18 protein-coding genes are annotated in these 20,815 nt (G+C 42.2%); 8 read left to right on the forward strand and 10 right to left on the reverse strand.

Features of this window, described 5'->3' with window-relative positions; genetic code table 11:
- Positions 1-2 precede the first annotated feature (2 nt).
- Positions 3-920 (forward strand): hypothetical protein, encoded by a 918-nt coding sequence (locus SKC35_RS01990; RefSeq protein WP_377977819.1) that lies wholly within the window; start codon positions 3-5, stop codon positions 918-920.
- A 295-nt stretch (positions 921-1,215) separates the two neighbouring features.
- Here the strand turns inward: SKC35_RS01990 and SKC35_RS01995 are convergent, their stop codons facing one another.
- From SKC35_RS01995 to SKC35_RS02005, 3 genes are read right to left on the reverse strand one after another with little or no spacing between them, the layout of a single operon-like run.
- Positions 1,216-2,460 carry an alkaline phosphatase family protein gene (locus SKC35_RS01995; protein ID WP_377977820.1) on the reverse strand — a complete coding sequence of 415 codons (1,245 nt, stop codon included), beginning with the start codon at positions 2,458-2,460 and terminating at the stop codon, positions 1,216-1,218.
- Positions 2,460-3,704 (reverse strand): DEAD/DEAH box helicase, encoded by a 1,245-nt coding sequence (locus tag SKC35_RS02000; RefSeq protein WP_377977821.1) that lies wholly within the window; start codon positions 3,702-3,704, stop codon positions 2,460-2,462. The genes SKC35_RS01995 and SKC35_RS02000 overlap by 1 nt, the downstream gene beginning before the upstream one ends.
- A gap of 16 nt (positions 3,705-3,720) precedes the next feature.
- A complete protein-coding gene (locus tag SKC35_RS02005; RefSeq protein WP_377977822.1) occupies positions 3,721-4,608 on the reverse strand; it encodes a hypothetical protein in 888 nt (295 codons plus the stop codon).
- 150 nt (positions 4,609-4,758) lie between these two features.
- On the opposite strand from SKC35_RS02005, the gene SKC35_RS02010 reads away from it, so the two are divergent.
- A complete protein-coding gene (locus tag SKC35_RS02010; protein ID WP_377977823.1) occupies positions 4,759-5,418 on the forward strand; it encodes a hypothetical protein in 660 nt (219 codons plus the stop codon).
- Here SKC35_RS02010 and SKC35_RS02015 read toward each other — a convergent pair.
- Genes SKC35_RS02015 through rsmA form a run of 4 tightly spaced genes read right to left on the reverse strand, consistent with a single transcriptional unit; the run spans position 5,415 to position 8,407 of the window.
- Positions 5,415-5,741, reverse strand: a complete 327-nt coding sequence (locus tag SKC35_RS02015; RefSeq protein ID WP_377977824.1) for a nucleotide pyrophosphohydrolase — start codon at positions 5,739-5,741, stop codon at positions 5,415-5,417. The two genes, SKC35_RS02010 and SKC35_RS02015, sit on opposite strands and share 4 nt — an antisense overlap.
- A 2-nt stretch (positions 5,742-5,743) precedes the next feature.
- On the reverse strand, positions 5,744-6,193 hold the full coding sequence (gene dtd, locus SKC35_RS02020; RefSeq protein ID WP_377977825.1) for a D-aminoacyl-tRNA deacylase: 450 nt from the start codon (positions 6,191-6,193) through the stop codon (positions 5,744-5,746).
- Positions 6,194-6,197: 4 nt separating this feature from the next.
- Positions 6,198-7,574, reverse strand: a complete 1,377-nt coding sequence (gene mgtE / locus SKC35_RS02025) for a magnesium transporter (RefSeq protein WP_377977826.1) — start codon at positions 7,572-7,574, stop codon at positions 6,198-6,200.
- A 50-nt stretch (positions 7,575-7,624) separates the two neighbouring features.
- On the reverse strand, positions 7,625-8,407 hold the full coding sequence (gene rsmA / locus SKC35_RS02030) for a 16S rRNA (adenine(1518)-N(6)/adenine(1519)-N(6))-dimethyltransferase RsmA (protein WP_223130364.1): 783 nt from the start codon (positions 8,405-8,407) through the stop codon (positions 7,625-7,627).
- 72 nt (positions 8,408-8,479) lie between these two features.
- On the opposite strand from rsmA, the gene SKC35_RS02035 reads away from it, so the two are divergent.
- From SKC35_RS02035 to SKC35_RS02060, 6 genes are all read left to right on the forward strand, one after another.
- Entirely contained in the window at positions 8,480-11,647 is a 3,168-nt protein-coding gene (locus SKC35_RS02035; protein WP_377977827.1) for a PAS domain S-box protein, read from the forward strand.
- Between the two features lie 112 nt (positions 11,648-11,759).
- Positions 11,760-14,360, forward strand: coding sequence for an ATP-dependent chaperone ClpB (gene clpB, locus SKC35_RS02040; RefSeq protein WP_377977828.1), 2,601 nt, complete (start codon positions 11,760-11,762; stop codon positions 14,358-14,360).
- Positions 14,361-14,760: 400 nt separating this feature from the next.
- Complete coding sequence (locus SKC35_RS02045; RefSeq protein ID WP_377977829.1) at positions 14,761-15,981, forward strand: hypothetical protein; 1,221 nt, start codon at positions 14,761-14,763, stop codon at positions 15,979-15,981.
- Positions 15,962-16,597 (forward strand): hypothetical protein, encoded by a 636-nt coding sequence (locus SKC35_RS02050; protein ID WP_377977830.1) that lies wholly within the window; start codon positions 15,962-15,964, stop codon positions 16,595-16,597. Before SKC35_RS02045 ends, SKC35_RS02050 begins: the two co-directional genes overlap by 20 nt.
- Complete coding sequence (locus tag SKC35_RS02055; RefSeq protein ID WP_377977831.1) at positions 16,594-17,190, forward strand: hypothetical protein; 597 nt, start codon at positions 16,594-16,596, stop codon at positions 17,188-17,190. The genes SKC35_RS02050 and SKC35_RS02055 overlap by 4 nt, the downstream gene beginning before the upstream one ends.
- 6 nt (positions 17,191-17,196) lie before the next feature.
- Complete coding sequence (locus SKC35_RS02060; protein ID WP_377977832.1) at positions 17,197-17,769, forward strand: hypothetical protein; 573 nt, start codon at positions 17,197-17,199, stop codon at positions 17,767-17,769.
- Between the two features lie 275 nt (positions 17,770-18,044).
- Here SKC35_RS02060 and SKC35_RS02065 read toward each other — a convergent pair whose 3' ends face one another.
- The 3 genes from SKC35_RS02065 to SKC35_RS02075 are packed head-to-tail and all read right to left on the reverse strand — an operon-like array spanning position 18,045 to position 20,805.
- A complete protein-coding gene (locus SKC35_RS02065; RefSeq protein ID WP_377977833.1) occupies positions 18,045-19,403 on the reverse strand; it encodes an aldehyde dehydrogenase (NADP(+)) in 1,359 nt (452 codons plus the stop codon).
- On the reverse strand, positions 19,403-20,224 hold the full coding sequence (locus SKC35_RS02070) for a fumarylacetoacetate hydrolase family protein (protein WP_377977834.1): 822 nt from the start codon (positions 20,222-20,224) through the stop codon (positions 19,403-19,405). Before SKC35_RS02070 ends, SKC35_RS02065 begins: the two co-directional genes overlap by 1 nt.
- The gene (locus tag SKC35_RS02075; protein WP_377977835.1) at positions 20,221-20,805 is read right to left on the reverse strand and encodes an IMPACT family protein; all 585 of its coding nucleotides are present in this window, start codon (positions 20,803-20,805) and stop codon (positions 20,221-20,223) included. Before SKC35_RS02075 ends, SKC35_RS02070 begins: the two co-directional genes overlap by 4 nt.
- Positions 20,806-20,815: the final 10 nt, after the last annotated feature.

A 20,815-nucleotide genomic window follows, 5' to 3' on the forward strand; every position in this document is an offset into this window, starting at 1 on the left:
TGATGTATAAAAAGAAATTGCCTTTTCTGATTTTCTTTCTGAGCATCAACTCGCTATTTGTTAGTTCACCTGATTGGGTTGTGAACGAAAATGAGTTTCAGCATACAATGACTTTAGTAGCGAAATTGAATTTAGATGGAACTCAATTAATAGGCCCAGAAGATAAAGTAGGGGCTTTTGTAGGGGAGGAGTGCCGTGGAGTTAGCGGATTAACCTATGTTCAGAGTAAAAACAGCTACTATGCCTATTTAACGATTTTTTCAAATACACAAGGCGAAAAAATTACGTTCAAACTGTATGATAAAGCCAAAAACAAAATTACCGTAGTCTCAAAATCAATCCCATTTACGATTAATGAACACAAAGGTAATCTCACGCAATCGTACAGTATTGCTGAACCTGCTTTAAATAAGGTAGCCGAACTAGTTTCATTCCATTTCTCACAAGTGCCTTCCATTTCAACTGTGAACTCAGGTGAAAAAATACAAATCGCTATATCTGAAAATTTCACTAGATCAGCTTTAAAGCCCGTTTTTACGCTAAGTAAAGGAGCTAAAATTTTCGAAAAAGGAATCGAGCAAAAATCGGGCGAAATGACTAAGGATTTCTCTACTGTCGTTTCTTATGTTGTCCTTTCGGAAGATGAGTCTGAAATGAAAAACTATCTAATTCAAGTTAATTTGATTTCAAATGCCGCTTTGTTTTATAAGAAAGATGCAGTTTGCTCTGCACCAGGAGCTATAAAAGTGGTTTCAAAACAAGAAGGAATGGCAGTCCAATTATGGGAGAACGGGAAAGAAGTCTCGAATAAAATTGTTTCTAACGGCATGGCGCTCTTTCCTGAGGTAGGAGTAGGTACTTATATCGCTTCTATTGGAAACGAACGCAAAGTCATCGAGATTAAACTGAAAGAAAAATAAGTTAGTGTATGGAAAAAATTAAAAGATATCTGAAGATTGCTGTTTTCATTTCTCCTCTACTGTTGTTTCTGGGATGTGAGAAGGAAACCCCCTGTACCAGCGTAGAACAGGGTGATTTCGAATTAGTGCCTTGAAATGAAAACGATTTTTTGAAATAAATAAGTATACCATCGAAATGGTACGCTACAATACAAAAGACTGGATAACCTTATTTTTAGATTTCACCAGTCCGATACATTTCGAAAACTATTGCCTCTCATGTTTTTTATTGGAGGAGATTTTTGGGTAATAGAGCTTATTTCAACGCTTTTTGTAAAGCCTTGATGTTCCCATCGATCGATTTAGGATCATAACTTAATCCTAAGATTTTGGCCACAAAAGGGTAAACATTCACATTCTCGAATCCTTCCAGTTGAATTCCAGATTTGATGGCGGGTCCCCAGGCCTGAAAACTTGCGCGCATTTCGGGAAGCGCGGTATCAAAACCGTGTTTGCCCTTTGAGGTTTTGCGCGTAGAGAGGTTGAATACTTGCGGAAGTTTGGGAACTAATAATAAATCCCCTAAACGGTTAAAGCGATCATCTGATTTACGGTAATGCCAATATGCCGGTGTCTCATCTAGCCGAAAAGTAGTAAAACGCGTATCCTTTTTCAATTCCTGGTAGGTAGAATCGATTTTCGATGGATCTTTGGCATACACATGCAACAAAGCATCGCCCCAAGGCACCTGAAACGCCGCGGTATTTAATGGAGCCGGTTTGCTTATCGTATTCACATTGTCCACTTCTTTCATCCCATGATCGGAGACAAAAACGAAGTTGATGGGCAGGCCTAAGGGAGCAAGCGCAGCCTCTAAATCAGCGATGGCCTGATCGACAAATTGCACCGAATTCTTAACGCGTGGGTCTTCTGGGCCAAATTCGTGTGCGTCGTGATCCACCTCTGGGAAATAGAACGTGATTAAATGCGGACGCTTATCTGCGGGTAAGGAAAGCCAATGCTTGACTTGTGCAATGCGTGTTTTGATATCGATGACCTCGTTGTATATATAATAATACGAGGGGTAGGTGTCTTGAATATTTGCGTCTGAGGCCACCCAGTAAAAGCTAGCGGCCATCATTTGCTGTTTTTCAGCAAGTACCCAAAGCGGCGTTCCTCCATACCATTTTCCCTCGCCCACCATTTTCTTGTTGGACATACGGTACTCTTGGCCAGAGTTTACATCTAGATAAGTATTGTCCACTAAGCCGTGGTGCGCTGGGTATAAACCCGTGGCGATACTGTAGTGATTAGGGAAAGTTAAAGACGGATAAGAGGGCTGCATATAGCTTGCCTTTACGCCGGAAGTTTCTTTCGATTGCAGGAATTTCGCCTCGTATTTGTGCGAAAAGTCGGACCGAAATCCATCCGCAGATATGAGGATAACATAAGGCTTTTCTTGTTGAATCTTTGCGTTCGAACGGCCTGAAATGATGTGTTGGGTCGTATCTTGCGCCCAGCCTGAAAGACTAAAAAACAATAATAAAGCGAGTATTCTCATTACTTCTTTTTCCAAAATTTTCCTCCACCGGACTTTCCTCCACCAGATTTGCCCCCGCCCTTATATCCACCGAAAGAACTTTTTTGAGCAGCTGGATTGTATTCAGGTGTCTCCCCAAATTCCTCCGGTACCGCCGCTTTCGTTACTTCTTTCTCTAACAGATCTTCGATCGTCTTAAACTTACGTTGTTCAGACTCCGTAATGAACGTATACGCCGTTCCTTTCGTCTGTGCCCGTGCGGTACGACCGATGCGGTGAATGTAATCCTCGCCATCATTTGGCACGTCGTAATTAATGACTAATTCAATTTCATCGATGTCGATACCACGGCTTAAGATATCCGTCGCCACTAAAATCTTCGTCTTCTTATTTCTGAAATCTTGCAATACTTGCTCGCGAACGTCTTGCTCTAAATCCGAGTGAATTTCCTCTACAGAGAAACGCGCGCGTTTTAGGTCAGCCGTCAGGGATTTAACGTTTTGCTTTTTGGAACAGAAAACGATCACGCGGGTATAATCTTGTAACTTCAACAGGTGCTTCACGAGCGGACTCTTTTGCTTCTCATATACGACGAAAGCCTCCTGAACGATTTGCTCTGGGGGTTTCGAAACGGCGATATTGATTTCGACCGGATTTTGCAATAGTTTTTGGGCCAAAGTCCGCATCTTAGGCGCAAAGGTTGCGGAGAATAAGAGGTTCTGGCGCTTTTCAGGCAAGAACGAAATGATCTTCATTAAATCATCTGAGAATCCCATATCCAGCATGCGATCCGCCTCGTCGAGCACTAAATAACTGCAGTGTTTTAGGTTCACATAGCCCATATTCAAGTGGGCAATCATGCGACCTGGGGTACACACCACGATATCAACGCCACTCGTTAAAGCCGTTTTCTCTGTCGTAAAGGAATTTCCATCCCCTCCACCATAAATGGCTATCGAGCTCACATTCGTGAAATAGCCTAAACCTTCCATATTTCCGGCGATTTGAATCGCTAGTTCGCGGGTAGGAACAATGATTAGGGCATTAATGTGATCCTCGGGATGAGGTTCGGTAATTAATTTGTGGATGATGGGCAAAAGGAAAGCGGCGGTTTTGCCGGTTCCGGTTTGGGCTGAGGCTAAAATGTCGCGGCCCGCTAAAATGGGTTGTATAACTTGGGATTGAACCGGCGTAGCGGTCTTGTATCCCATGGAACTGATACCGTCTAAAATTTGTGGGCTGAGCCCGAGTTCTTCAAATGTCAAAGTATGTGTGTTTATTTTACCTTCTGATAGGTGGACAATCAATGCTTCGATCTAAATGGAAGATTAACTGAAATTGGGTAACAAAATAATGATCGACTAAGTTCGTCGCATATTCCGATGGAATTAATAGTTTCGTGGTCAGCTCCGTTTGTGCTGGTTGGTTTTTAGGCGCTGAAAAAAGATTACCTAGTTGCGTACGTAAGCTAGCCTCAAAGCCAAAATCCATAAAGTCATTCAACCGATAACGGAAACCTACTCCTACTGGAATAGAAAATCCAATAGATGGAATTGTTTCATTGTAATTGTGAATCTGATTTGTCGGATAATCACTGGCTATCACGTCAGAATAATTCCGCCAAGAGGCACCGGTGATACCAGCACCACCTAAAGAATCCAACTGATAAAGCTCTGGATTCGTAGAAACCAAGGCAATTCCAGCGGATAAATAGGGTGAGAATCTGTTACGCTTTAGATAATTCTGCTGATTACCGTTTAATTCTAATAGCCCAGAAAGGCCAAACTCCACGATGTCATTTCTAAATCGGAAACGCAAATCAGGTGTCTTAGGAAGTAGTGCTGAATTGTCAAACGTATAATCATTACCCGCTAAGCGAATATAATTCAAATTTCCTTTAATCGAAAAGTTCTTGCTGACGTGTCGGGTTAAATGACCACCTACATTGAAACGGCTTTGGTCATTTACTAGGCGATTAAACATCGTTAATTCGTCCGTCAAGCTGTAATAATGCGAGCTACCTGCCCCAAAACCAATCGAAGTATGTGGATTAAATGTCGTTCTTTTGAAACCGGTTCCTCCTTTTTTACCAATTTTCCAAAATTGTGCTTGAGTAGCTGAACTAAAAGCTAACAAGATAAGGAGGAGTAGAGAACTTTTTCGAAGCATAGGATGCAGCATTTATTGACGTCAAAAACAAATATACTCATTATTCGATAAACGTTAAGAGCTTGGAATTATTTTGCGATGCTAATTTGGAATATTTCTAACTTGCTTCTGTCCTGAAGCTTCGGTAATTTTAGGTATAATTCTGTCACCATGAAAAAAATCATTCTCCTATTGTCATTGGCCTTATTGGCTTCTTGTGGATCTAACTCAGAAGTAAGCACTCCCACTGAGAACTTAAATGAAGTATTAACTTGTGTGGATGCTAAAGGCCTCATTGCCAAATACGGGACTAAATCAGTTATTCTAGACACTTCCATTGTTTCTGGGGATGATACGCTGAAAGGAGCCATTCTTTTCCCCGGAACGGCTAAGCAAGCCAATGTATTCTTTCACGAAGGCAAAATTTCAGATGTAAGTATTCAAGGCGAAAGTTCTGCTTGGAAAACAGCTTCTGGTTTATATCTTGGCTTGCCTTTACAAGAGGTGGAGAAGTTGAATACGAAAAATTTTACGATCTCGGGATTTGGTTGGGCACACGGTGGCTCTGTTGTTTCTTGGGAGGGAGGTAAATTAGCGGGTGATAGCACCTTGACTCATTTGGCTTCGTTCCGTAATAAGCGCCAAAATATCTCCGTAGAAGAATTCAATAAAGTGTCTGGTGAGGCAGAATTTGATGTGCGTCATCCTGCTATTCAGCAAATGAATCCGGTACTAGAGCAAATTACGATTTTGAAGCCTTACATCCCGTCGAAAGAAGAGGGGAAAGGCATTGCGAAGAAGATTCAATCTAGCCAAATACCGGTTCGCTAAGCTAATTTAGGGTTATTCTTGTGGCGGTCCGCATCGCGTTCCGTCTTCTTTAAGAGGTTCTGTTTCAGAGCCTCTTCTAGGTTAATGCCGGTTTGATTTGCTAGACAAATTAATACGAATAGCACATCTGCCATTTCATCTCCTAAGTCCTTGTTCTTGTCCGATTCTTTCTCGGATTGTTCCCCATAACGACGCGCAATAATACGCGCGACTTCTCCTACTTCCTCCGTCAACATGGCCATATTCGTCAATTCGCTGAAATAGCGAACCCCTACGGTCTTTATCCACTCATCTACTTGTTGCTGCGCGTTAGAAATCGTCATAATTAAGGGTTTTTAGAGTCGATGATGATGGTAACTGGTCCATCGTTTGTCAAGTTGATTTGCATATCGGCTCCGAAGACGCCGGTTTGGATTTGTTTACCTACTTTGTCTGACAAGGATTTAATCATCAATTCATACAACGGAATCGCTTGTTCAGGTCTGGCGGATTCTAAAAAGCTAGGGCGATTCCCCTTGCGAGTCGCCGCATATAGGGTAAACTGACTCACTAATAAGATTTCGCCTTGAATGGCCTGTAAATCCAAATTCATTTTTCCCTCTTCATCAGAGAAAATCCGTAATCCAGCTATTTTACCAGCTAAATAAGCCACATCTTCCGGCGTGTCGTCCACGTGAATGCCTAGTAAAACAACAAAGCCCTGTTGAATGGAAGCCTGCAATGCACCCTCAATGTGCAATGTAGCTTGACTTACGCGTTGAATAACGGCAATCATGAGATTACAGGAGTAAGTAGACGATCATGAAATAGACTCCATAGCCTAGAATGTCGTTCGTCGTCGTGATAAAGGGACCACTCGCCACCGCTGGATTAATCTTTAATTGATTTAATACCAAGGGGGTTATGGTACCCATTAAACTAGCCAGCATTACCACCGCGAAAAGTGAGATGGAAACGGTCATGGATAACATGATTTGGCCTGAATCTACTAATAAAGAACATCCAAATGCGAATATCGCCGCAATTAACGCGTTAATGAGGGCCACTAATAGCACTTTCTGAAGACGTTTCCATAACGTGGTATCTAAGCCACTTTTATCTGCTAAGGATTGCACAATTAACGAAGAGGACTGTATGCCTACGTTACCGCCAGTCGAACCGATCAAAGGAATAAAGGCAGAAATAGCAGGTAAAAGGGAGATGGTATCGTCGAACCGATCAATGATTTTGGCCGCTAAAAAACTGCCCACCATGCCACCAATCAACCAAGGCAGACGCGAACGCACTAATAACCACACGGAGTCATCTTCTTCCACGTCTTCCGAGATACCGGCCATGACTTGAATATCTTCTTGCGCAGATTCTGTGATGAAATCGACCACGTCATCAATGGTAATGCGGCCTAGTAAACGGCCTTGAATATTAACCACCGGAATGGCCTCTAAATCGTATTTCTGCATTAAATCGGCTACTTCCTCGCCGGAGGCATAGGTTTGAACCGAAACAATTTCATCATCTTCGTAGACGTCAGCGATCTTAGAACCACGCTTCGCTAAAATGATTTTCTTTAAGGAAACCGTCCCTAATAACTTTCCATCGTCGTCGATCACGTATACCGAATACACTTTCTCCACGTCCTCCGCTTGCTTGCGGATTTCCTCGACACATTCGGTCACGGTTTGGGAGATGTTAATCTTAATTAACTCTTTCTGCATTAGACCACCAGCACAGTCTTCGTCGTAATGCATTAAATCGATAATGAAACGGGCCTGTTCGCGGTCTTTCAGTAGTGCGATCACTTCCTCTCGTACTTTGACCGGTTGTTCATTGAGAATATCCACCGCATCATCGGAATCGATCACGTTAATGTATTGCGCGATTTCCTTGGAGGTAAAGTTCTTTAAGAATTTCTTGCGGTCATCGGTATCGAGGGTAGAGATGATTTCGGCGGCGATTTTTGTGTCTATTAATAACACAATGTATTTCGCTTCTTCCGTCGTTAACTCGATTAAGATGTGCGTGATGTCCGCAGGGAATAAGCCGTCTAGCTTCAATAAAATACCCTCATTCTCCTGATTTTCTATGAGCAGGCGAATGTCCTCTATGAACTCTTTAGTTAGTTCAAACGGAAGGTGATTTGGGTTAACTTCTTCCATGGTGTGAGGGATTTTAGATGAAACAGCGCAAATTAGTAAAAATAGATCGATTAAGCGCCTAGGTAGCCATTATCTTTCCATAAAATCGTTAACTCGGTGAACTCAGCGACACCTAATTGTTCGGCACGTTTGCTGAGCAATGGATGTTCAGGTAATTGCAAGGCTCTGAGGGCATTACGCAAAGTCTTTCGACGTTGGTTAAAGGCCATCTTTACTAAAGACTTGAATTTCGCTGGATCGCATTCTAGTTTTTTGTCCCAGTTTCGAACTAAACGAATGACGCCGGAGTTAACTTTGGGAGGAGGTGTAAATACCTCCGGTCCTAGGCTGAATAAGTATTCGATATCGTAGAAGGCCTGTAATAGTACACTTAGAATGCCGTAATCCTTATTGCCTGGTTTTGCCGCGAGGCGCACTGCTACTTCTTTTTGCAGCATGCCCACCACTTCGATACATTGGTCTTTGTATTCCAAAATGCGGAAAAAGATCTGTGTCGAAATGAAATAGGGGAAGTTGCCCACGATGGCGAATTTTTCTTCGCCAAAAATATTCTCCAATGGATACCGCAAGAAATCGCCATCGATTAGACGCGGACCCGTAAATTCTAAGTAGTTCTTACGCAGGTAGTCCACGGACTCTTTGTCGATTTCGATGAGGGAGGTTTCGTATTCCGTTTTTTTGACCAAAAACTGTGTCAACACACCCATCCCCGGCCCAATCTCCAATACTTTCGTATAGGCTCCAGCGGGCTGCAAGCCATCTACGATGCGCTTTGCCGCGTCTAAATCATTTAAAAAATGTTGTCCTAAACTCTTTTTTGCTCTTACTTGCACCGGGTCTCTGGGGTTTAAGGAGTAAAATTAAGCCCTTTTTTGTACATTTAAGCAAAATTTTCGATTAAAGGCATGGAGGATAGGCAGGCCCTGATTAAAACATTGGATTCCCTGAAGCTTTTTGGCATCGTAATGGCGCTGGATGGAACTATCTCGCATGCGAATGCCTACACGCACCAATTGCTAGGGTACAAGCCGGGGGAATTAAATGGAATGGACTTCTTTTCTACCCTTGTTCCAGATGGCGAAAGTGAAATACGAAGAACCTCTTTTGACAAAGCCATCCAGACCGGAGGTCTATTCGAAGAACGCGAACGGAATTATAAAACGAAATCAGGGGCCATCAAATGGGTAGAAGTCGCTTCTACTGTGGTGAGCGATAATTTCCTGAGTATCATAGGGGAGGATGTCAGCGAGAAGAAGAAAGTATCGGAAGCCCTTTCCCGCTCTAATGCCCAATTACAAGACTTAATTAACAATACCACCGACCTCATCCAAATCACTGGGGTGACCGGTCGTTTCCTATTCGTGAACCGTGCTTGGTTAGAAACCATGGGATACACGGAGGAGGAAGCCAAAGATCTAAAAATACAGGATGTACTTCATCCCGAGTTTGCACACCAGACACAAGCGCAATTCGATGCGTTATCGAAAGGGGAAGACATTCCAGAATTTACAGCCGTATTCAAGCGTAAAGACGGACGCCGGCTGTATGTGTCTGGTTCAGTGACTTGCCGATTCGAACGGGGTGTGCCTACCGCTTATCGTTGTATTCTTCACAACTCTACGGCTAAAGTCCGGGCGGAGCGGGCGAATAAATTATTCTCCTCCATTTCCCAAGTTGCGATCAATTCCTCGAATCTGGATGATCTGTTTGTGAACATCCACAAGCAATTAGGCGAGGTGATCGACGTGAAGAACTTCTTCATCGCGCAATACGATCCGGGGAAGAGCTATATTTATTTCCCTTACTACATCGATGAGTACTTTAATTCCCGGGTGCACTTTACTAAGCGCCGCCTAGGGAATGGCTTGACGGAATATGCCTTGATGGCGAATAAGCCTTTGATCTTGCACGATGATGAGATCCATCAGTTAGCGGCAGAGAAGAAGATTTACTTGTATGGGGTGGTTCCCAAAGTTATGCTCTGTGTTCCCCTCCGCATCGGTGATCGGGTGACGGGTATCATTGGAGTAAAGTCCTATGAGCGGGCGAACAAGTACGAGAACCGAGATTTAGAGTTATTGGACTTTATTTCGGGGCAAGTGGCCATTGCGATATCGAGGAAGCAGGCGGAAGAGGCTTTGGCCAGAGAAACGGCTCGATTAAATTCCATCTTCGAAAGTTCGTCTCACCTCATGTGGTCTGTGAATAAACGCTTACTATTGATGAGCTTTAACCACGACTATGCGGACTTATTGCAGCAAGAACTGGGGTTTACGCCACAATTGAATTTCAGCTCGGAGACGATGGGATTCAAGATGATGGCGCCGGAGCAACGCAAGGCGATGGAGGAGCATTATAAACAAGCGTTTAGAGGTACGAAACAGCACTTTGAGCTTTTTCTGAATAAGAAAGATGGGACGGATCGCTGGTTAGAGATTTATTTGAATCCCATTTTAGACCAGGGAATAATCTCAGAAGTTTCTGGTATCGCTCGGGATATTACGGATATTAAGAAGTACCAAATAGAATTGGTGGAAGCCCGCGAACAAGCGGAGCACTCGTTGAAGGTGAAGGAACAGTTTTTGGCGAATATGTCGCACGAAATTCGGACACCTATGAATGGGGTGATCGGGATGGTGGACTTGCTTTGCGATACACCGCTGGAGGAAGAACAACGGGATTATTTACAAACGATACGCAAGTCGTCGGAGACGCTATTGCATATTTTGAATGATATTCTGGATTTGGCCAAAATCGAAGCCGGTAAAATGGTCTTACATCCTATGGATATTCTGCTAGAGGATGTTTTCGATCGCTTGATGGCCTTATTTACGCCATTAGCGCATCAGAAAGGGAATAAAGTCTCGTATAAACTAGACGATAAAGTGCCCGCCTATGTCAAAGCAGATGAGACGCGCTTATTACAGATTCTTTCGAATCTTACATCAAATGCGCTGAAGTTTACAGAGAATGGTTCCGTTTCGATTACAGTGAAGCCTATTTCGGTTTCTTCCGATGCGACTGAATTAGAAGTGCGGGTTTCGGATACGGGGATTGGTATCAGTCCTACGAATTTAGAAAAGCTCTTCAATGCGTTCCAACAAGTCGATAATTCCACTTCGAAGAATTATGGCGGCACTGGTTTAGGATTAGCGATTTCTCGAGAATTCTGTAAGATGATGGAAGGTGATATCGGGGTGGAATCTGTGGAAGGAAAGGGAAGTACGTTTTGGTTTAGGATTAAACTCGCGATCGGGGATTCGGCTTTAGCGGCGAAAACGAAGAAAGAGGAGAATTTGTCGATTTCAGGGACTTTGCATTCTGTACATGCGCGTGTCTTGTTAGTGGACGATAATGCCACGAATCGCAAGGTAGCGAGTCAGATTTTGATGAAGGCGGGTTGTGAGGTTTTGATGGCCTCCAGTGGCCAGGAAGCCATTGGTTTATTGCAAAAAGACGCGAATTTTGATTTGGTCTTGATGGATATTCAAATGCCAGAAATGGATGGGATGGAGACTACACGTCGCCTGAAAGCATTGAATTTAGCCGCTTTACCACCTATCGTGGCGATGACGGCCTATGCGATGAAAGAAGATCGCGAGCGCTTCTTGGCAGCCGGAATGGATGATTATTTAGCTAAACCGATTCGAGCGCAGCAAATCATTGCGATGGTGGCTCGCTGGGTGTCCGAGGGACATGGCGTCATTCAGGAGGCCGAGGTGTCTACAGGTTTTGTGGTGGATGAAGAGGTATTAGCCTCGCTTTCGGATGCAGTAGGTGGAGATCCGGCCTTTGTTCAAAGTATGTTAGAAGAGTTTATCGCGGAGGCCAAAGAACAGATTGCGGCTGCTATTTCAGCTCATGCTGGCGGAAGCTGCAAAGGCGTTCAATCCGAACTACATACCTTAAAGGGAAATTCAGGTACCTTAGGTGCCGCGCAGGTGCATTCGATTTGTGAAAAGATCGAATTGAAGGCCAAAGTCTGCGATTTCACCCAATTCGCCACCGAGATTGTCGATCTGCAAATTGCTTTAAAGAATTTCGAAGACGCGATTAAAGCCAAATTCGCCTAATATGCGCCATTTTGGCGTGTTTTCTCTTTTCGTTTTGCGAAATGTAATGCCATTTTTTCCGAATATATCGATTGGGTATTCATTTGCTAGGTAGGGGGAAAACCTAGCCGATATGAACCACAATAATTACACATCACAAGCTGGACATATTATTCAAAACGCGATGGAAATCGCTAGCCAGAATGGCCAGCAAGCCATTGAAACGGGTCACCTTTTGCAAGCCATCTTGCAAGACGACACCCAAACATCCGCCTTTCTTTTAAAGAAGAATGGCGTGTCTGTTCTACAAATTCAAGAGAAATTACAATCCATCCTTTCTTCTTACCCGAAAGTATCAGGCGCTCAGCCTTATGCGAGCAATGCTTTACAGCAGGTATTGACGAAAGCGGAGGCTTTGAAAACTGAATTTGGCGATTCGTATGTCAGCGTAGAGATTTTATTTCTCGCTCTAATCGAATCCAAAGATGCCGTTGCAGACCTATTAAAGTCCCTGGGCATCAATAGTGCAAATTTCAAGAAATCCATCACAGAATTAAGAGGAAATAGAAAAGTGAACGATCCACATGCAGAAGGTACTTACCAGTCTTTGGAAAAATACGGTAAGAATTTAAATGAATTAGCGAAAGCCGGAAAAATCGATCCGGTCATTGGACGTGACGAAGAAATTCGCCGTGTCTTGCAGATATTATCCCGCAGAACGAAAAACAATCCCATCCTTTTAGGGGAGCCAGGCGTAGGTAAAACCGCTATTGTAGAAGGTCTAGCCCAACGTATCGTCTCTGGAGACGTGCCTGAAAACTTGAAATCCAAAATCGTGATGTCGCTCGATATGGGACTTTTAGTCGCGGGGGCCAAGTACAAAGGGGAATTTGAGGAGCGTTTAAAGGCGGTCATCAAAGAAGTAACCGACTCTGACGGAGAAATTGTCTTATTCATCGATGAAATCCACACCTTGATCGGTGCAGGCGGCGGAGGCGAAGGAGCGATGGACGCAGCGAACTTATTAAAACCAGCCTTAGCGCGTGGGGAACTGCATGCGATCGGTGCCACGACTTTGAAAGAGTACCAAAAATACATCGAGAAAGACAAAGCCCTCGAGCGTCGTTTTCAATCCGTTTTAGTGGAAGAACCGGATGTGGCAGATGCGATCTCCATTCTTCGCGGGATCAAGGATAAGTACGAATTGCACCACGGGGTGCGTATTCAGGATGACGCGGTGATCGCGGCGGTAGAATTATCTAACCGCTACATCTCAGATCGTTTCTTGCCCGATAAGGCGATCGATTTGATGGATGAAGCGGCTGCCAAAATGCGCCTCGAAATCGACTCCGTTCCGGAGGAAATCGATGACATCCAGCGCAAGATTATGCAACTGGAAATCGAGCGCGAAGCGATTCGCCGTGAGAATAACAAGGAGAAAGAAACGATATTATCCCGTGATTTAGCGGATTTATCAGAGAAAAGGGATGCCTTGAAGGCCAAATGGCAAGCAGAGAAATCCGTGCTCGATGCGGTCCGCGCCGAGAAGGAGACGATCGATCGCTTGAAACTAGAAGCGGAACAAGCGGAACGTCAAGGCGATTACGGCAAGGTAGCCGAAATTCGCTATGGTCGTTTAGTTGAGTCGGAACAGAAGTTAAAAGATATGCAAGCACAGCCAGCAGGAGAGAATTCGATGCTGCAAGAGGAAGTAACAGCTGAAAATGTTGCCGAAGTCGTAGCAAAATGGACTGGAATTCCTGTGAGCCGTATGTTGCAAACGGAGGTGGAGAAATTATTGCATTTGGAAGATGAGCTGCACAAACGTGTAGCAGGTCAAGACCAAGCGATCGAAATGGTTTCGGATGCGGTGCGCCGCTCTCGAGCGGGATTGCAAGATCCGAAGCGTCCGATCGGTTCGTTCATCTTCTTAGGTACGACTGGGGTGGGGAAGACGGAATTAGCCAAGACTTTGGCCTCCTACCTATTCAACGACGAGAACGCGATGATCCGCATCGACATGTCAGAATACCAGGAACGCCACGCGGTAAGCCGCTTAGTGGGAGCGCCTCCGGGATACGTGGGCTACGATGAGGGTGGTCAATTAACAGAGGCCGTTCGTCGCAAACCTTACTCGGTCGTGTTATTGGATGAGATCGAAAAGGCGCATCCAGACGTTTGGAACATCTTATTACAAGTATTAGACGAGGGGCGATTAACAGATAACAAGGGTCGCACCGCGAACTTTAAGAACACGATCATCATTATGACGTCTAACATCGGTAGCCACTTGATTCAAGAGAAAATGGCTCAGATGGAAGGCTGGAATAATGCCTTGATTTTAGAGGAGACCAAAGAAGAAGTAATGACATTACTGAAACAAGTAGTCCGTCCTGAATTCTTGAACCGCGTCGATGAAGTCGTGCTGTTCGAACCATTGACCTTAGAGCACGCACGTAAAATTTTGGCGATTCAGTTCAAGGAGGTTCAAAAGCGTTTAGCAGAACAAAATATCACGTTGGAAGCTTCAGAGGAAGCCTTGAACAAACTCGCAACAGATGGATATGACCCGAATTACGGTGGTCGTCCGATGAAACGTGTGCTTCAAAAAGCGGTGCTGAATGAATTGTCTAAGGCTATTTTGTCAGGAAAAATCGTGAAAGATTCAGCGGTGATGATGGAGTTGGATGCGAAGGGGGAGTTGAGTTTTGAAAACGTGGAGGTGGAAATTTAAGAGTAGAGAGAGGAGAGTAGAGAGTATAGATTTGGAATCAAAAAAGCGGCAATTGCCGCTTTTTTGACGTTTAGGATGTTAGCTGCGTCGTAGCTGATACTGATAAACATTTCTGAAGTCATCCCCGCAGGGGATTCCAACTTTGATCTTTGAACTTTTATTTTTTAAGATTTTTTCTTTCTAAATTGTTTTTTTACAAAAAAAATCTAATTTCGACCTAGAGACTTAATCAATTTTGAATTTTAGGTCTGCATTTATCGCCTTTTATTATTGAAATTTTTCTGTTCCAATAATACTGTTCTACCCCTTAATAATTTGTTTTAATCATCCAACGTATGGATGATTCTCACCTATCCTCTATTTTGGCCTAGCTAAAATCGAGATAAAAACATCTTTTATTATGGAAAACAAAGTACCATTTACCTCAAGTGAATTTCGAGTTATTCATTTAACCCCTGAAAGTTTTTTCAAACTGTTAATCGGATTATTATCTCTCTTGTTGTTGAATTCGTGTAGTAAGGAGGCTTTGATGGAGCCATCAGAGCCATATCAAGAATTAAGACAATGGTATGCTTTCAATAAAATGACTTCTATTGATGAGCCCGTTTTATGGAAATATACCATACCCTTTGCAATGCCAGACAGCTCACAAGCTTACCAAATACCTGTGATGTCAAAAGCGGGAATGAAGGATTTAATTATTTATTCCGAAAACGGTATCCAAAAAGGATTTTACAAACTTTATACTCCAAAAGATGAAACTCGTATTAACATCCAGGTGCTTAACCTGTTTGATGAGGTAATTCGTGATGGTGTTTTGACCAAAACTAAAAGGGTTGCAAAACCGAGGAAAAAAAATGAACTTGATGGATCAACTGTAAAAGAGATGAATGTGCAACTTCCAGATGTATATTGTATTGGGCAGAGACTGCCCATGGAAGGGACGTTGGCAGATATCCCCATCATTTACAGTGAAGGTGGAGGGAGCTATAATCCTTCAATTCCTTCGTTTTTTGGTGGAGGAGGTGGTGCTCCATCAAGTGATTCATATGATATAAATTTTGATCCCTCTGAAGCGTTACTTTTTTCGATTGGTAATAATGTAACAAATAAATGTTTAATTCAAGCTATAAATGGTGTAATTAATTCTAAATATGACTTAGGTGGCATAGTTAAATATTTCAAAAAACCGCCCAAAACAATTTACTTTACAGAATCTAGAAACCTACCATCGTCTAGATTTGCTCAAACAAAAGCCATAAATGAAAATGAGACTTTGATAACATTAAATTTAAATATATTACCATCATGTTCAAATGAATTAATGGCACTTGTATTATATCATGAAATAATTCATGCCTACTTAGGAACAACTAAGAAAGAGGTTTGGGATAACGATATACAACATAATACGATGACATCAGCCCATTATTTAAATTTACTAAGTGAAATTTTAATGAAAAGATTTCCAACAGTGTCAAAACTAGATGCTGAAGCATTAAGACTAACCGGTTTGGAATTCACACCCTATTACATAAATTTAGATAGCAGAGTACAAGATACGGTTGATGAAATATTTGAAAATTTTAAAAATAAGATAGATGGAACATATTGTAAGTAAAATTAATTCGGTAAAGTATTTTACGGCTATAATGCTTTTAGTTTCTAACTTAATTTGTGGCCAAACTTATAAAAAAAATAAAGCCGCAAATTATAGCTACAAAGGAAATTCAACGCGAGAAATATCCTTAGATAGCTCGCACAAGCTTTTAATTAATGACGTAACCAAAAACATTTATTTTTCAACACGTAAACCATCTTGTTTTTCAGAAGTAGGGCTTTTTTTGTTCAAAGTAAATTCAACAGGTAATATAGACCCCAATGGCATAAAATGGTTTGGGGACTTGTTGGATTCTACGCGGAATGATATAATTTCTAATATTAAATTGACTTCAGGGAAATATAAAATATATCAAGACAAATCTTTAAAAAAATACCACTGGTATTTAATTGAATATTTCTCTGTTGGGTATGACTCAAACTGTGGTGGAAAAGAAGTTATTAATACAACATGGGAATTATCCAATCAGAGAAACACATTAAGTTCTACAATCAGCATTATAGTAAAAGATATACTTAAATCCGATAGTAATTTCACTCGACTTGTTTGTGGTAATTATGAGGAAAGTGTTAAAAGAAAACTTAGAAAACGTCACGTCCCAAAATATTTTTTATGAAATCGACAGCTATTTTTCCCATGAAATCATTCCCCTTGAAGGCTTTAGCTCTCATTTTTTTAATAGGGTTTTCTCCTAAAGTATTATTCGGTCAGAAAAGCACAAATTTAATGCAACTATCCCTTGAGAATAATACCCCTTTATCTAAAATATCATTTGACAAATCAAACAATAATTTAATTCAACACTTAATACATAAAATCCATTTAACTAATTTGAATACATCTTGCCATAATGAGATTGGTATATTCATTTTTAAATTAAACAACAAAGGAAAAGTAAGTGCTAAAGAGATTAAATATATGGGCACTTTATTAGATTCGACTAAAGATGAAATTATTGCCAATATAAAATCAATCTCTTGGGTTTTAAAGCCCCAAAGTAAATCCTTATTAAAATTAAATCAATGGTATATTTTCAAATTTTCTATTTATGCTGATTCTTCAAAATGCAATGACAAAGCTGCAATTGAGATTCTAAAACAAATAGAAAATAACGAACAATTCTATTGGTCGGCCATCAATACAATCTATGATAACTTATCAGTTTCCCCCAAATATATAACCTTTTTGGAGTTACATAAACGCGTTTAGATTCATATGCAAGAAATATATCACAGGTTGTTTAAGGTATTATTAATGATTTTATTAATTGTTTTTTTCTGTTCTCCTCTTTTGGTAAATGGGCAATACAGTAAAACCAAATTAAGTGGACCCTTTACCTATAAAGGTAATTCAGCCATTAAACTAACTGAAGATAGTTCAAGACAATTGCTAATTAGTGATTTAACTATAGGAGCCTATCTTTCTTCTCAAAATGCATCATGTCGTTCAGATATTGGACTTTACCTGTTTAAAGTAGATTCTAAAGGCAAAATTCACGAAAAAGATATTGTCTATTTCGGCACTTTGGTGGATTCAACACATGAGAGTATATTAAATAATATCATAAAGACTTCTGGAAAGTTTCTGAAACCTGCAAAAAATGCACGCCAAAAGGAGCATTGGTATTTCTTTAAATACCTCTCAAAGGGATATAAATATGGATGCTATGATCATAAGTGTGGTGCTGAACTAGTCAGGTTAGAGGCTCAATTAGTTAACTACAGCACTATGATTGATGCTGCACTTTATAATGTGAAGGGCATTAATCAAGAATTAACTTTTATTTAAGGAAGTAGTTATGAAGAAGCCATTAGAAAAGGATTAGTTCCACCACCAGAAATTATTGTTAATTAATCCATGATGTAATTTGTATTCTTCCTAGTTCGAGGTTTTTGGCGAGCAAAATTAACAAATGTGTTTTTGTGCTTTCCTAGGATGTCTTCATCTATTTTTCAATTAAATGAATAGGTTGAATAGCGAACGTCAAAAAAGCGGCAATTGCCGCTTTTTTGATTCCACCTTTATTCTTTGTGCTTTATTCTTTGTGCTCTATACTCTCTAATCTATACTCTATTTTGCAAGCAAACCATCCTCGTAAACCGATAAATCGCCTGCGTTCCCACACTCGTACTGCGAGAATCCGTAGTCGCAGGAAAAGGTCCTCCATGCACCATTGCACCTGAAACTTCCACGCCTGTAGGGAAACCGTTGAATAAGAGGCGGCCTACTTTTTGTAATAGAGTATCTATTAGTTCTTCTGAAATTTCAGCTTTGGTTCCGTGAATAGTTCCCGTTAATTGTCCGTCCATTGATTCAATAAACGTCAACAATTCCGATTCATCCTCCACTAAAATAGCCACGGTGCAAGGCCCGAAAACTTCTTCTAAAATAGCGTGATTGGCAGTAGCAGCCTCAGCCACAAATAGGGCAGGGGAAGGTAGCTCGCGCGAGGTCAATTTCTTTGCGTGTTTTGCAAGGTTAGCAACGCCGGAAGTGTAAGCCGCTGCGATTCCGGGCGTTAAAAATGTGCCCAATGGTAATTTGACTAATTCCGCTGCCAGCAAATCAAGGAAAGCAGCATCTTTCTTCTGCAAGATGAGTAAACCAGGATTCGTGCAAAACTGTCCCACGCCTAGGCAAACCGAACCAGCTAATCCAGCTGCTAGAGCTGCTGGATTTTCGGCGATTTTGTTCGATAATAAAATAACTGGATTCACGCTACCCATTTCCGCATAGACAGGAATGGGATGAGGTCTGCGAACGGCTAAATCATACAAGGCTTTTCCACCTCGGTATGATCCTGTGAAACCTACTGCTTGAATAGCTGGGTGCTGCACTAAATGAGAACCCACTTCATTCGATGAACCGTGAACCAAGGCGAAAACGCCAGCAGGTAAACCACAAGATGCGACTGCTTTAGAAATCGCTGAGCCTACTAATTCCCCTGTTTTGGGATGAGCAGGGTGTGCTTTGAAAACGACAGGGCAACCGGCAGCCAGCGCAGAAATCGTATCTCCACCTGCCACTGAAAAGGCTAAAGGGAAGTTACTTGCCCCGAAAACGGCCACAGGACCTAGTGGGATTTGGGTTTGAAATAAATCCGGTTTAGGTAAAGGTGCACGGTCCGGCTGAGCAGGATCGTGGATTTCTTTTTTCCAAGCAGGATTAGAGATGAAGTCTGCGAAGGCTTGAATTTGGCCTGTGGTGCGACCTCTTTCTCCTGTAATTCTTGCTTCTGGGAGGTTAGATTCTGCGCAGGCGCTTTGGATTAATTCATCACCTAAGGCCATGATTTCGCGGGATATGGCTTCTAAGAAGGCAGCACGATTAACATCTGAAATCCGGCGATAAATAGGAAATGCGGCTTTTGCGGCTGCTATGGCTGAGTCGATTTCTGCAATCGAAGCGTCTGAATAATTCATTAGGCAACAGTTTGTATAAGGGTTCCAATAGGTTCAATCGTGATGTGGATGCTATCTCCGGATTGCAAGGTAAAAGGCGGATCCGGGACGATGCAAGTGCCCGTCATCAAATAGACGCCTGATGGGAAGGACATTTCGCGGGTTAAATATTCTACTAATTCGGCGTGTGAACGCTTCATTTGGGAGATTTCGGTGTCGCCTTGGAAAACGCTTTCGCCGTTTCGGATGATTTCCATTGAGATGATGGTGTTAGGCGCCAATGGTTTTTCGGTCACTAATAAGCAAGGTCCGAGGCCGGCGGCGGCGTCATAGACTTTGGCCTGCGGTAAATACAAAGGGTTTTCGCCCTCGATGTCTCTAGAACTCATATCGTTTCCAATGCTGTAGCCCGTTAATTCTCCGAGTTTATTGACAAAAAGTGTCAATTCCGGTTCTGGCACATTCCAAAAAGAATCCTTCCGAATCCGCACCTTTCCACCTGGCCCTACGGACCGCAAGCGATTACCTTTGTAGAATATTTCAGGCCTTTCGGCGTCATACACCTTGTCGTAAAAGGTATCTCCACCGGATTCTTTAGACTCTTCCATTCGTGCGACTTTGCTGCGCAAATAAGTCACGCCAGCCGCCCAAATCTCTTGTGAATCGATAGGGCATAGTGGAGTTTCGATTTTGGCCTCCTGGAAATTCAGGGAAGCGCAATGTTGAAATAGCTGGGACTGATTAATAAATTCATCCCAATTTCCCGGAACCGAGCAAACCAGCCCTTGCTGATCCTGCACCTGAATTCCAGCCGAGGTTAAATAAATTTTATACGATTTCATAGGTTATCAAGCGAGGCATCAATCTCGGCCGCATGGCGAGATGCATACGTCAATTCATAGGTACAAAGGTTATCAATTTCCTGATTTACTATCGTAATCGGGTGTTTTTTGCAAATTTTCATCACTTCATTCATCTGTGCATAGCTGAACTGAATGCTGCGGATTTTCATGGGTTCTTTCTCATAAATCTCCGCCTGTTCTAGCGCATCGACTGCCCCTTCTTTATAGGCCTGAATGAGTCCAGGTACGCCTAGAAGAGTACCACCAAAATACCGAACGACTGCCACCAACACATAATGCAGATTTTGAGAAAGAATGGTATTCAAAATGGGCTTTCCTGCACTTCCGGACGGTTCTCCGTCATCGTTTGATCTAGCTTCTTCTGGGGTAAATCCGAGACGATAGGCATAGCAAATGTGGCGTGCTTTCGGATGTGCTTCTTTCAAAGAAGCTAAATGGCTTTTGATTTCTTCCAAATCTTTCACCGGATATGCCCAACTGATGAATTTACTTCCTTTATCTTTGTAAAGTCCTTCAGCTGGTTTTGCGATCGTGAGATAGGAGTCGGGTATCAATGACATAAGGATAAAT

This window comes from Aquirufa originis (genome assembly GCF_042714495.1).
GTDB lineage: Bacteria > Bacteroidota > Bacteroidia > Cytophagales > Spirosomataceae > Aquirufa > Aquirufa originis.

Coding starts and splice junctions, on each gene's coding strand:
- SKC35_RS01990 (WP_377977819.1), top strand. CDS start 3: ATGTATAAAAAGAAATTGCCTTTTCTGATTTTCTTTCTGAGCATCAAC.
- SKC35_RS01995 (WP_377977820.1), bottom strand. CDS start 2,460: ATGAGAATACTCGCTTTATTATTGTTTTTTAGTCTTTCAGGCTGGGCG.
- SKC35_RS02005 (WP_377977822.1), bottom strand. CDS start 4,608: ATGCTTCGAAAAAGTTCTCTACTCCTCCTTATCTTGTTAGCTTTTAGT.
- SKC35_RS02010 (WP_377977823.1), top strand. CDS start 4,759: ATGAAAAAAATCATTCTCCTATTGTCATTGGCCTTATTGGCTTCTTGT.
- SKC35_RS02015 (WP_377977824.1), bottom strand. CDS start 5,741: ATGACGATTTCTAACGCGCAGCAACAAGTAGATGAGTGGATAAAGACC.
- dtd (WP_377977825.1), bottom strand. CDS start 6,193: ATGATTGCCGTTATTCAACGCGTAAGTCAAGCTACATTGCACATTGAG.
- mgtE (WP_377977826.1), bottom strand. CDS start 7,574: ATGGAAGAAGTTAACCCAAATCACCTTCCGTTTGAACTAACTAAAGAG.
- SKC35_RS02035 (WP_377977827.1), top strand. CDS start 8,480: ATGGAGGATAGGCAGGCCCTGATTAAAACATTGGATTCCCTGAAGCTT.
- clpB (WP_377977828.1), top strand. CDS start 11,760: ATGAACCACAATAATTACACATCACAAGCTGGACATATTATTCAAAAC.
- SKC35_RS02045 (WP_377977829.1), top strand. CDS start 14,761: ATGGAAAACAAAGTACCATTTACCTCAAGTGAATTTCGAGTTATTCAT.
- SKC35_RS02050 (WP_377977830.1), top strand. CDS start 15,962: ATGGAACATATTGTAAGTAAAATTAATTCGGTAAAGTATTTTACGGCT.
- SKC35_RS02055 (WP_377977831.1), top strand. CDS start 16,594: ATGAAATCGACAGCTATTTTTCCCATGAAATCATTCCCCTTGAAGGCT.
- SKC35_RS02060 (WP_377977832.1), top strand. CDS start 17,197: ATGCAAGAAATATATCACAGGTTGTTTAAGGTATTATTAATGATTTTA.
- SKC35_RS02065 (WP_377977833.1), bottom strand. CDS start 19,403: ATGAATTATTCAGACGCTTCGATTGCAGAAATCGACTCAGCCATAGCA.
- SKC35_RS02070 (WP_377977834.1), bottom strand. CDS start 20,224: ATGAAATCGTATAAAATTTATTTAACCTCGGCTGGAATTCAGGTGCAG.
- SKC35_RS02075 (WP_377977835.1), bottom strand. CDS start 20,805: ATGTCATTGATACCCGACTCCTATCTCACGATCGCAAAACCAGCTGAA.